This window comes from Sphingomonas flavalba, from assembly GCF_047553045.1.
In the GTDB taxonomy this organism is placed as follows: Bacteria; Pseudomonadota; Alphaproteobacteria; order Sphingomonadales; family Sphingomonadaceae; genus Sphingomonas_L; species Sphingomonas_L flavalba_A.
Map to the genome: position 1 here is coordinate 732296 of NZ_CP180208.1, position 11775 is coordinate 744070.

General features: G+C 65.6%; 9 protein-coding genes. 4 read left to right on the plus strand and 5 right to left on the minus strand.

Annotated features, from left to right (window positions below):
• The first annotated feature begins 7 nt into the window (after positions 1 to 7).
• The 4 genes from ACMT1E_RS03370 (at position 8) to ACMT1E_RS03385 (ending at position 6007) form a co-directional block, all read left to right on the plus strand.
• The gene (locus ACMT1E_RS03370) at positions 8 to 1666 is read left to right on the plus strand and encodes an amidohydrolase family protein (protein ID WP_414902271.1); all 1659 of its coding nucleotides are present in this window, start codon (positions 8 to 10) and stop codon (positions 1664 to 1666) included.
• Positions 1667 to 1719: 53 nt separating this feature from the next.
• Positions 1720 to 3333 carry an amidohydrolase family protein gene (locus ACMT1E_RS03375; RefSeq protein ID WP_414902272.1) on the plus strand — a complete coding sequence of 538 codons (1614 nt, stop codon included), beginning with the start codon at positions 1720 to 1722 and terminating at the stop codon, positions 3331 to 3333.
• 160 nt (positions 3334 to 3493) lie between these two features.
• Positions 3494 to 4408, plus strand: a complete 915-nt coding sequence (locus ACMT1E_RS03380; RefSeq protein WP_414902273.1) for a dihydrodipicolinate synthase family protein — start codon at positions 3494 to 3496, stop codon at positions 4406 to 4408.
• 204 nt (positions 4409 to 4612) lie between these two features.
• Positions 4613 to 6007, plus strand: a complete 1395-nt coding sequence (locus ACMT1E_RS03385; RefSeq protein WP_414902274.1) for a M24 family metallopeptidase — start codon at positions 4613 to 4615, stop codon at positions 6005 to 6007.
• A gap of 82 nt (positions 6008 to 6089) precedes the next feature.
• On the opposite strand, the gene ACMT1E_RS03390 is transcribed toward ACMT1E_RS03385, so the two are convergent.
• From ACMT1E_RS03390 to ACMT1E_RS03410, 5 genes are all read right to left on the minus strand, one after another.
• Complete coding sequence (locus ACMT1E_RS03390) at positions 6090 to 8291, minus strand: TonB-dependent receptor (protein ID WP_414902276.1); 2202 nt, start codon at positions 8289 to 8291, stop codon at positions 6090 to 6092.
• A gap of 159 nt (positions 8292 to 8450) precedes the next feature.
• Entirely contained in the window at positions 8451 to 9044 is a 594-nt protein-coding gene (locus ACMT1E_RS03395; RefSeq protein ID WP_414902277.1) for a TetR/AcrR family transcriptional regulator, read from the minus strand.
• Between the two features lie 28 nt (positions 9045 to 9072).
• The gene (locus tag ACMT1E_RS03400) at positions 9073 to 10158 is read right to left on the minus strand and encodes a DUF2817 domain-containing protein (protein WP_414902278.1); all 1086 of its coding nucleotides are present in this window, start codon (positions 10156 to 10158) and stop codon (positions 9073 to 9075) included.
• 88 nt (positions 10159 to 10246) lie between these two features.
• Positions 10247 to 11038, minus strand: coding sequence for an SDR family oxidoreductase (locus ACMT1E_RS03405; protein ID WP_414902279.1), 792 nt, complete (start codon positions 11036 to 11038; stop codon positions 10247 to 10249).
• A gap of 27 nt (positions 11039 to 11065) precedes the next feature.
• Positions 11066 to 11653 carry a TetR/AcrR family transcriptional regulator gene (locus tag ACMT1E_RS03410; protein WP_414902280.1) on the minus strand — a complete coding sequence of 196 codons (588 nt, stop codon included), beginning with the start codon at positions 11651 to 11653 and terminating at the stop codon, positions 11066 to 11068.
• Between the last annotated feature and the right edge of the window lie 122 nt (positions 11654 to 11775).

Consider the following 11775-nt stretch of genomic DNA (forward strand, 5'->3'; position numbering starts at 1 on the left):
GACGAATATGCGTAGCGAAAAAAGCCGCATACGGGGGGTAAAGATCGCGCTGTTGTCGATGATGGCGTCGGTCGCCTTTGGTGGCGCAGCCGCCATTGCGGCCGATCCGCCGGGCGCGATGCAGGCGGACCCGATCCCCAACCGCACCGAGGGCGTCGGCCCCTACAACCGCGTCATCCTGCGCAACGTCTATTACATCGACGGCACCGGGGCGCCGGCGCAGGGGCCTGCCGACATCGTTCTGTCCGGCGACAAGATCGCCGAGATCAAGACGATCGGCGCGCCGGGGGCGATCAATCCCAACGCCCGCGCCGCCAAAGGTGACTATGAGGTCGACCTGACCGGACATTACGTGATGCCCGGTTTCGTCGACGCCCATGTCCACCTGCACACGCTGAGCCAGGGTCAGAACGTCCCGTCCGAATATATTCTGAAACTGTGGATGGGGCATGGCATCACCACCGCGCGCGATCTGGGCAGCGGCGGCCCGATCGAGTGGCTGAAAGCGATCAAGGAACGCAGCGCCCGCAACGAGATCGTCGCGCCGCGCCTGCACATCTATCCGTTCTTCCACGACATCCGCCGCGGCCAGTTGATCAATGACGCGACCACCGCGCGCGCCACCATTCAGGAAGCGAAGCGGCGCGGCGCCGACGGCATCAAGTTCATCGGCGGCGCGAAGGACGTGTTGTTCGCCGCGATCGACGAAGCGAACAAGATCGATCTGCGGACAACAATGCACCACGCCCAGCCGGTCGTCGCCTATGCCAATGTGCTCGACACCTCGGCGCAGGGGCTGGAGTCGATGGAGCACTGGTATGGGCTGCCGGAGGCGATGTTCACCGACAAGCGGCTGCAGGCCTTCCCCAACGACTTCATCAACAATGACGAAATGATGCGCTTCGGTGAAGCCGGGCGGCTGTGGGAGCAGGCGGCCAGGCCCGGATCCGACAAGTGGAATGAGGTGATGGACAAGCTGCTCGAGCGTGACTTCGCGCTCGTGCCGACCATGACCGCTTATCTGACTGGCCGCGATTTCATGCGGATGAGCCGCGCGGAATGGCATGCCGAGTACACCATGCCCGCGCTGTGGGATTTCTACCGCCCTAGCCGCATCAACCACGGCGCCTACTGGTTCGACTGGACCAGCGATCATGAAATGGCGTGGAAGAAAAATTATCAGCTCTGGATGAAATTCCTGAATGATTACAAAAATAAGGGCGGCAAGGTCGCGGTCGGCAGCGACAGCGGTTACATCTACAACCTCTACGGCTTTGGCTACATCCAGGAGATGATGCTGCTGCTCGAGGCCGGTTTCAGCTCGCTGGAGGTGATCCACGCGGCAACCCAGGTCGGCGCGCAGGTGCTGGGCGTCGAGGATCAGGTCGGCACGATCCGCGTCGGCCGCAAGGCGGATCTGGTGGTGGTGAAGGGCAATCCGCTCGCCAACTTGAAACTGCTGTTCGGCACCGGGACGATCAAGCTGAACGACGACACCGGCAAGGTCGACAAGGTCGGCGGCGTTTCGCTGACGATCAAGGACGGCATCATCTACGATGCGGCCAAGCTGCGCGCCGATGTGCGTGAAATGGTCGCCCGCCAGAAGACCGAACGCGGCATGCCGCAAGGCGTGATGACCATCCACAACGGCGCGGAACTGCCCTGACGGCACCCTCGCCCCCACTTGCTCCACGATGACGCTGGAAAGGACCAATGGCGATGAAGACGTTTCGTCTATCCCCCTCTCTGCTCGCCATTGCCCTTTGCGGCGCCGTCGTGGGGCATCCCGCCGCGGCCGAGACGGTGGTCCAGCCGGCGGCCGGCGCCGGCCCGATCCCGCTGGGCACCACCAAGCCGGTGACCGGCAAGCGCATGATCGTGCGCGGCGGCATCATGGTAACCGGACGCGGCACGCCGGCCAGCGGCCGGGCCGTGCCGCCGGAAGGCCCGGTCGACATCATCATCGAACAGGGGCGGATCGTCGACATCGTGCCGTTCGACGCGGTGTCGGCCCGTTCCGGGCTGGCGACCCGGCCGACCGGCGACGTCATCATCGACGCCACCGGCAAATATGTGCTGCCCGGTCTGTTCGACCTGCACGCCCATATCCCCGATACCCGGCAGGCCGGCGCGCAATCCTATGCTTACGCGTTCCGCCTGTGGCTGGGGCATGGCTTCACCACCCTGCGCGATGCCGGAGCAAGCAATTTCCCGGCACTGGTCGAACAGAAACGATTGTCCGATGCGCACGGTATCATCGCGCCGCGCATCCAGATCTATAAGCGTTGGCCGAACACGGCGCGCACCCGCGACAAGGGGCATACCCCCGACGAAGCCCGCGCACTGGTTCGCCAGTATCGGTCGCAGGGGGCGGATGGCATCAAGATCAGCCACGGTCCTGGCACCTATCCGGACGTGATCGCCGCGATCACGGACGAGGCGGCCAAGCTGGGCATGGGCGGCGTGATGGTCGATCTGAAAGTATCGGAAGCCGATGCGCGGGTCGCGTCGCAGGCCAGCGTGACCAGCATCGAGCACTGGTACGGCGTGCCCGACGCCGCCCTGCCGGGCACTCAGAATTTCCCCTACGATTATAACTATCTCGACGAATTGCAGCGTTTCCGTCAGGCCGGCTATCTGTGGAAGGAGGCCGACGCCCACCCGGATGGGCTGGAAGCGATCATCGACGAAATGATCGCCAACCGGACGGCGTGGGTGCCGACCTTCGCGATTTACGAAGCGTCGACCGATTTCATGCGGGTGGTAACGTTGCCCTGGCGCGAAACGCTGGTCCATCCGACGATGTTGGACCAGTGGCGCCCGCGCGCGGATGTGCATGCGTCGTTCCACACCGACTGGAAGACGTCGGACGAGATCGCCTGGAAAGACAATTATCAACGCTGGATGCGCTGGCTGCACCGTTTCTGGGCGAAGGGCGGTCTGGTCGGGCTGGGCAGCGACAGCGGGTCGCAGCAGTCGCTCTACGGTTTCGGGGCGGTGCGCGAGTTCGAACTGATGCAGCAGGCCGGAATCCACCCGCTCGATGTGGTGAAGATCGCGACGACCGGTTCGGCGGCGATCGCCGGGCTGGACAAGGGGCTATGCGGCATCCGGCAGGGTTGCATCGCCGACCTGGTCGTCGTCGACGGCAATCCGCTCGACAATTTCAAGCTGCTCTACGGCGCCGGCTTTGCCCATTACGGCACGGACCGGAGCGGCGGCGGCGTCACCTGGACGATCAAGGAGGGGCAGGCTTACGACGCGCAGGCGCTGCTGCGCGAAGCGCAGTGGTATGTCGCACAGGAAAAGGCGGCCGCCGGCGCCAGCGATTGAGCGGCGTGCCGGCCGCGGCGATCCGGCGAAACGAACCCGCTGAATCGAGGCCGGGAAATAGCGGTTGTATCGCGCACGGTAAAATCGTATACTATATCCAGTACGGAAGTCAGCTACCCATGCAAGGACGGCCGGCACGGCTCTTGAACAAGGACATGAAATGAACGCGAGTGATTTTGAAGGCGTATTCCCGGCCATCACCACCAAGATGGATGCCGCGGAGGACGTTGATATCCAGGCGGTGCGGGCTGATGTCCGCTTTCAGATCGACGCCGGCGTCGACGGCGTTATCGTTTGCGGGTCGCTCGGTGAGGCGAGCAGCCTGAACGCCGACGAGAAGGTCGCGATCGCCGAGGCCGCCGTCGCCGAAGCGGCGGGCGGCAGCCCGATCATCATGACCATTGCGGAAGATTCGACGCGGGCGGCGATCGACCTGGTGCGCCGGGTCGAGAAGGCGGGGGTCAATGGCCTGATGGTCCTGCCGGCGATGCGCTACCTCTCCGACCCGCGCGAGACGATGGGGTATTTCCGCACGATCGCGGCGAATACCGAACTGCCGATCATCCTGTACAACAACCCGGTCGCCTACACCGTCGATCTGCTGCCGGAGCATTTCCAGCAGCTCGCCGACGAGAAGAAATTCGTTGCCGTCAAGGAGTCCTCGGCCGACACCCGCCGGATCAACCAGATCATCGACCTGGTCGGCGATCGTTACAAGCTGCTGATCGGCGTCGACGATCTGGCGCTGGAGAGTCTGGTGCTGGGCTGCGTCGGCTGGATCGCCGGCCTTGTGGTCGCCTTCCCGCGAGAGACGGTCGCGATCTACCGTTTGGTGCGGGAAGGTCGCGTGGCCGAGGCGATGGAAATCTACCGCTGGTTCCTGCCGCTGCTCAGCCTCGATATCGGGCCGAAATTTGTCCAGAAGATCAAGCTGGCCGAACACGCCGTGCGCGGCACGTCCCCCGTGGTTCGCGCCCCCCGCTACCCGCTGGTCGGGGACGAGGAAGCGCAGGCGCTCGCCATTATCAAGCGCGGTCTGGAGAACCGCCCGGACCTGACGAAATACGGTTTCTGACTGGTCTTTCGTCCCGGCGCCAGCCGCCGGGACGAAACAATTTTCCAGCGAACGGACGGGCACTGCCTTTGTAGCGCCCGGCCGAATGAAACTTCTTTTGTGTCGTTACACCCGCGCGACATGATCACGCGCGGAATATGAAAGGCGAGTTCCAGTAATGCGCAAGTAAAACCTTTCAACATGACTGAAACGGGGAGAGTGGCTATGCAGCGTCGTCAATTCATTGGAGGGCTGGGCCTGGGCGTTGTCGCCGGCGGCGCGGCGGGCGCGGCCGTCGCGAACCGGCTTGCCGACAAGGGCGGGCTGCCGACGGGCGATGAATCGGCGAAGCTTTTTCTGCCCCCCGATGATCTGGAAACGGCGACGGTCGACCGTTTGCCGCTCAGTTGGAGCAAGGAACGCACGCAGATATTGCAGCAACGGCTGGCGGCGGCCGGGCTGGACGGTATCCTGCTGACCAACCAGTGGAACGTCATCTACTTCACCGGCCTGTTCCACACGACGACGGAGCGGATGATCCACTGCTTCATCCCGACCAAGGGCAGCCATCCGATCTGGTTCTATCCGGCGCTGGACCGCGACCTGATCCAGGATTGGTGGTATGAAGACGGCGACATGTATTTCGACTGGCTCGACGTCGCCGGGACGATGCCGAACGAAGGCATATTGAAGAAGGGGCCGCAGAACGACCTGTGGCGCTGGATGCTGGAAGGGCTGAAGAAGCGCGGTTTTGCCGGCAAGAAGCTGGCCGCCGATCGCGAGCTGCTGGGGTCGGAACAGAAGACGGTGGCGGACGTGCTGGGCGGGCCGATGGCGTCGGCGGCCGGCGACTGCATGTATCTGCGCCAGCGCAAGACGCCGCTGGAAATCGCGCTGACCCGCCGCGCCTACGGCTATTTCGACCGGATTCACGCCTTTGCGCGCGATCTTATCATGACCCACGGCACCGATCTGACCGATTTCGAAGTGGCGCATGCCGCGCGGAAATTCGGTACCGAACTGATCCTGGCCGACATCAAGCGGGACGGAAAGCCGCATAACGCCGTCGGTATCCATGTGAATATCGGCTGCCGCATCGGTCAGGCGACCGGCTATCCGCATCCCAACCAGTTCTTTTATAACAAGATAGAGCGCGGCAAGGCGTTGCAGGTGTCCGGCGTTGTCCGCATCGGCGGTTGCGGCGGCGAATTGTACCGCCCCTACATGATCGCGCCGCGCACCGACCATATGGACAAGGTGTGGAAGACCGCGCGCGATGGCTGCCTGATGCAGCTCGATCTGTCGCGCAAGGGAACACCGTGTTCCGACGTCGCCTATGCGATCCACAAGATGCAGATCGACCGGGGGATGCAGAAATACATCTACCACCGGCCCGCCCATGGCGAGGGGATGGAAGGGCACCAGCCGCCCTATCTGTCGCTGGGCGACCACACGCTGCTCGACACCGGCATGATGTTCTCGGTCGAACCGGGCATGTTCGATCCCGAAACCGGCACCGGCGCGAACTTCTCCGACGGGTTCATCGTCAAGGATGACGGGCCGTCGCGGCAGATGTCGCGGCTGCCCTGGTCCGAGGAGTGGGCGTTCATCGACATCTGACGATGAACGCAGGGCAGGGGCCGGGCCGACGTCAATGCCATGCGCGTCGGTCCGGCCCCTGTTTTTGCAGCTTCGAGGCCGCCTAGAATGCCAGGCGCAGCGTCGCGCCGATCGTGCGGGGCGCCCCCCAGTTGCGAAACAGCGTGCCGAAGAAGTCGCGGTCGCGGTTGACCGTGTATTTGTCGTTCAGCGCATTCTCCACCCAGCCCTCTATCGCCCAGTGCGCGCCGGGGCCTTCGATGCCCAGCCGCAGGTTCAGCAGGTGGCGCCGGTCGAGCGCCTGCCGCGCCAGATTTTCCGCGCCGGAAAAGCTGCGCCCGCGCTGGCTGTATTCCGCGAACCCGGTCAGGCTGACGCCGCCGTCGCTCAGCGTCGCGCGGAAACCGCCGAAGAACGCGCCGGTGAAGCGCGGCGCCTGCGGCAAACGCGCGCCGTCGAGGTCGACGCCCGGCCCGCCGCCGTTGGGGAAGGATTTGAACGTCGCGTCGACATAGGCAAGGTTCGCGCCCAGCGTCAGCCCGGCAACCGGCTCGGCCAGCGCCTCCAGCTCGGCGCCGCGAATGTGGACGGTCGCGGCGTTGCGCAGCTGGACGACGGTCTGGCCGTTGCCGAGGTCGACGAACTGGTTGATCTGGTAGTTCTGGAAATCGGTGCGGTAGACCGACAGGTTGACCCGCGCCCGCCGGTCAAAGAGTTCGGACTTGATCCCGGCTTCGTAATTATTGGCGGTTTCGGCGGCGAAGCGGATGCCGTCCTGCACCTGGCTGCTGTTCAGGAAATCGATGTTGAAGCCGCCGCTTTTGAAACCGCGGCTGTATTTGACATACAGGTTCACATCCGCCGCGACCGCGTATGTCAGCGCCACCGTCGGGTCGAGACGGCTGGTCGAAACCTTGTCCGTCAGGCCCGCGACGGTGGCGATGTTGAGCGCCGGCGCCGCCGATCCGTCCAGGTCGTAATGGGCCAGCCGCACGCTCTCGTCGGTGAAGCGCAGGCCCAGGTTCAGTGTCAGCCCGTTGGCCAGCCTGACGTCGGCATTGCCGAACGCGGCGAAGGAGCGGGTGGTGACGGCGGCGTCGACGGTGACCGACCGCCCCGGCTGCAACCCGAAGGGCAGGGCGCCGATCTGGCTGCCGAACAGCACGGCGCGGTCGGTCCGGGCGCGGTCGTTCAGGTAATAGAGGCCGGCGACATAGCTGACCGGCCCGTCGCCGCCCGAAGCCAGCCGCACCTCCTGGGAGAATTGGCGGAACTTGTCGTTATAATCGGTGCTGAGCAGGTCCAGCGGCGAATAGTCGAGGTCGTTGGCGCGCGCCCAGTCCAGCTTGCGCAGCGCGCTGATCGCGGTCAGCGTCGCGCCGCCGGGCAGCCGGTACTCGATCGTTCCCGACGCGCCGTAGAACTTGCTTTCCCATACCGGCGTCGTGCTGAACGCGACGTCGAACCGTCCCGGCAGCGCGCTCGGCCCGGTGCCGGTCAGGTTGGTCTCGTCCTCGCCGATCAGGCGGCGGCCGTTATCCTCGTTATAGTCGCCGGCAAGGGTGATGGTCAGCGCCGGCGCCGCGTCCCAGCGCAACTGGCCGCGCGCCGATTTGCGGTCGATATTGTCGAGGTCCTGCCCGTTCAGCACGTTGGTGGTGAAGCCGTGGCGCCTGGCGAGCGCGCCGGACAGGCGCAGCGCCAGTTGCTGGTCGGCGATCGGCAGGTTGACGGAGGCGCGCGCCTTGCGGTCGCCATGGTCGCCGCCTTCCAGCGTCGCCGCGGCGGCCAGGGTATAGCCCGGCTGGCGGGTGACGACGTTGATCGCGCCGGCCACGCTGTTGCGGCCGAACAGCGTGCCCTGCGGGCCGCGCAATATCTCGACCCGGTCGATGTCCGACGTCGACTGGTTGATCGACGCGAACTGGCCGACATAGACGCCGTCGACATAGATGCCGGCGCGGGTGCCGAAGCCGATGTTGCGGCCGCCGCCGCCGACGCCACGGATGAACACGGTGCCGATGCCGCCGGATGTCTCGATCGCCAGACCGGCGGCGCTCTGCGCCATGTCGTCCAGGCTGGCGATACCGCGCTGGTCAAGCCCGGCGCTGTTCAACACGCCGATCGACGCGGGCACGTCCTGCAGGCTTTCCAGCCGCCGCCGCGCCGTCACGACGATATCGTCCAGCGCCGATACGGCCGGGGCGGCGGGCGGCGGCGTTTCCGCCGGTGCCGATTGCGCCATCGCCGGCGCGCCGATCGCGGCGCCCCCCAGCATCACCAGCCACGTCCTGCCGCCCCGCATGTCCGTTTCCCCTCCGTCGTTATTTAAATGCGATACTGATCTGTATCGAAAATATTGTCAAGACGACGTCATGGCGCCGACCAGCGCCGCTGGAATGCACTAGTGTCGGAATGGCGAAGAAGGCATGAACGCCTGCTCACGCAGGCGTGCGGATCGGCCTCAGCCGCTGGGCTGGAGGACGGACGCGATCAACCCGTCGATGACCGCGTCGGTCAGCGGCGTCTGGGCGACCAGCGCGCGGAAATAGAGCGCGCCGGCCAGCGCGTCGGCCAGATATTCGTCGGTTTGTCCGGACGGCAGGCTGCCGTCCGCCCGCGCCTGGGTCAGCGCGATCAGCAACGGCGTCCGCCGCTCCTGCTCCAGCCTGGCGCCGAGCGCGGCCAGCGCCGGGCGGCTCGCCGCTTCGGACAGGACGGCGGCGATCACCCGGCGCTTGAACGGGTCGCTCAGCCGTTCGGCGGTGCGGGTGAGCATCTGGCGGATCGCGGGGATGCCGGTTCCGGTGATGTCGGCGCCATCGCGCGCCTCCGCGCGCAGCATTTCGCCGATCGCGTGGATGACCAGGTCTTCCTTCGACCGCCAGCGGCGATAGATCGACGCGCGCGATACCTTGGCCTTGGCCGCGACCTTCTCGAACGACGCGCCTTCGTAGCCGTGCTTCGCCAGCATCCGCAGCATCGCGTCGGCGATCAGCGCGTCCTTGCCGGCGTCGCGCGGGCGGCCGGCCTTCTTTTCCTGCATCGTGCCCGTCATTCCGGCGGTCCTGCCCTGCGTGCCATTCCTATGCCGCCGGCTGCCAACGCGCCAGCCCGGTGAGCGCGGCGTCGAGCACCGCGCAACCGCGTGTCGTCACCGCCGTCCGCCAGTCCGCCGCCGGCGGCGCGAAGGCTTCCACCATCTCCGCCCGCAGCGCGTCCCGCCAGCCGGCATCCTCCTGCCCGAAGCGGAGCCAGCGATCAATCATCAGCGCGCGGGCGACGCGGGGCAGGGGGTAGGTGCCGAATTCGATCACCGATCCGCAGATCTCCGCGTCCGGCAGGATCCACCGGCGCAGCCCGTCCCACAGCAGCCCCTGCCAATCCGGTTCGGCGCCGATGCCGAACGCGTCGGCGTTGCGGTTCATCGGTCCCCACCAGCTTTCGACGCGGTCGCGCTCGGCCGACCCTTCCGGGTGCAGGCAGACGAAGAACGGCTGGCCGAACGCGCCGAACCCGGTGTGGAAATCGACATAGGCGATCCGGCGCGCATGGCTCAGCCAGCGCCCGCACACATCCTCGAACACCCGCCGCGACCAGCTGGTGCCGTCGCCGCCGAAGCTCAGCCCGTCGGGATGGTCATATTGCCCGCCGGTCAGCCCGGTCAGCGCCTCTCGCGGGCCGTGGGCGGTCGTCAGCTGCGCGATCGCCTGGTAGAGCCGCTCCTCGGTGTTGTCCTGCCATTCGGCCGCGGTCAGCAGCGGGTGGATTTCGCCGTAATAGGGGTTGGCCGGCGGCGCGCTCCAATCGGCGATGAAGTTGCGCGACAGGTCGACGAAATCCTCGTTGGCGCGCGACCGCCAGGCAAAGCCGTACGGGTTCAGGCAATGGACGATCAGCGCGCCGGTCCCCGCCGGAAACGCCGGGCGCCCCTCCAGAAACCGCGTCTGCGCCGCGGAGCCGGAACAGGCCTCCAGCCCGTGGGTGCCGCTGATCGACAGCAGCATGCGCGGGGCGTGGCGTTCGCCCAGCGCGGCGACGACGATGTCCAGCGGCGCATCGTCCGGTGCGCGCGCGGCCGGGTGGGCGTGCCGCTCGATCGTCGCGCCCGCCGCCTCCGCCGCCGCCACGAAGGCGGCGGTCGCCGCGCCATAATTGTCCGGATACGCCACGCCGTTCCACTCCGCTGCCTGATCTAATTACAATACGAAACATATTCGTATCGTAATATGTGTCAAGCGCGGCGGGAAACGCGGCCGGTCAGTCGCCTTGGGCCAGCTTCGACACCGCGTCGGTCTGTTGTTCCGGGCCGATCGCGGTATAGCCGCCGTCGACGGCAAGGTCGGTGCCGGTGATGAACGATGCGTCGTCGGAACACAGGAACAGCACGGCGCGGGCCACTTCCTCCGGGTCACCGACGCGGCCGAGCAGGTGGAACGGCGCGGCGACGCGGTCGGCCTTCTCGCGCCGGTCGCCGGTCAGCTCGACCATCACGTTCGACCATGTCCAGCCCGGCGACACCGAATTGACCCGGATATGGTCGCCGGCCAGCGCCATCGCCGCGGCGCGGGTCATGTGGAGGATGCCGGCCTTCGACGTGGCGTAGAGCATGCGGTCGGGCTGGGCGCGCTTGCCGCTGATGCTGGCGATGTTGACCACGGCGCCGCGCGCCGCCTTCAGCAGCGGCCGCGCCTTCTGGATGAACAGCGCGCCGCTGACCAGATTGACGTCGAGCGCGCGCAGCCACTGCGTCCGTGTCGAATCGATGCCGCTGTCGTCATAGGTGCAGGCAAGGTTGACCAGCATATCGACGCCGCCGAACCGTTCCGTCGCGGTGGCGAGGCAGCGGTCGATCACCGCGTCGTCGGTCACGTCGCCATGCAGGAACACCGCGCGCGGCCCGAGTTCGGCGGCAAGCGCGGCACCCGCGGCGTCGGCGATGTCGAGCATCACCACATTGGCACCGGCGGCGTGGAACGCCTCGACGATCCTGCGGCCCATCAACGTCGACGCGCCGGTGACGATCGCGGTCTTGTCGGTGAAGTTCGGCATCGGCCTCTCCCTATGGTATTCTGTCGTTTATTTTGAAAAATCTATGATATTCAAAAGGTTGTTCATCACAGCCTTGTACCCGCCCAGGTCGCGATTGGCGCGGGATATGATCATCGCTCCCTCGATCGCGGAGAAGATCATGTGCGCGGTTTCCACCGCCGCCGTGTTGTCGATGGTGTCCTCGTCCGTGTCGGGGGCGGCGAGGATCGTGCGGATCGACTGGATGTTGCGGCTGTAGAAATCGCGGACGATGTCGCAGGTCTTGTCGTCAAGACTATGGATCTCGGCGCCAAGCATTCCGAACAGGCAGATCGAACCGCCCTTGCCGTCGTTGAACGCTTTTTCGAACAGGCCGAAATAGCGGCGCATCTTCGTTCGCGCGTCGGCGCCGCCATCCTCGACGATGGCGCGGACGTCATCGAGGAAGATCTGGCTCTGATAGGCAACGAGTTCCCGGATCAGGTCGTCCTTGGTCGGGAAATAGTAATGGATGCTCGCCTTGCGGATGTTCACCCGCGAACTGATGTGCGCGTAACTGATTCCGTTCATGCCAAGCTCGCGAATCAGGCTGTTCGCCTCATCCAGAATCCTGACCTTCGTCACGTTGTCCGTCATCGTCCGCCGTTTCCGTTGGTGGGCCGCCGGCGGGCCGGCTGCCGCCTATCCCGCTGATACCCGTACAGGAGCGGGGGGTTTTTTCAATCTATCATTTAGTAGGTAGACAGATATTTTTTTGC

Bases quoted from the DNA above. Each gene is read 5' to 3' on its own strand.
- ACMT1E_RS03390 (WP_414902276.1), bottom strand. From the start codon at position 8,291: ATGCGGGGCGGCAGGACGTGGCTGGTGATGCTGGGGGGCGCCGCGATC.
- ACMT1E_RS03375 (WP_414902272.1), top strand. From the start codon at position 1,720: ATGAAGACGTTTCGTCTATCCCCCTCTCTGCTCGCCATTGCCCTTTGC.
- ACMT1E_RS03410 (WP_414902280.1), bottom strand. From the start codon at position 11,653: ATGACGGACAACGTGACGAAGGTCAGGATTCTGGATGAGGCGAACAGC.
- ACMT1E_RS03405 (WP_414902279.1), bottom strand. From the start codon at position 11,038: ATGCCGAACTTCACCGACAAGACCGCGATCGTCACCGGCGCGTCGACG.
- ACMT1E_RS03380 (WP_414902273.1), top strand. From the start codon at position 3,494: ATGAACGCGAGTGATTTTGAAGGCGTATTCCCGGCCATCACCACCAAG.
- ACMT1E_RS03395 (WP_414902277.1), bottom strand. From the start codon at position 9,044: ATGACGGGCACGATGCAGGAAAAGAAGGCCGGCCGCCCGCGCGACGCC.
- ACMT1E_RS03370 (WP_414902271.1), top strand. From the start codon at position 8: ATGCGTAGCGAAAAAAGCCGCATACGGGGGGTAAAGATCGCGCTGTTG.
- ACMT1E_RS03385 (WP_414902274.1), top strand. From the start codon at position 4,613: ATGCAGCGTCGTCAATTCATTGGAGGGCTGGGCCTGGGCGTTGTCGCC.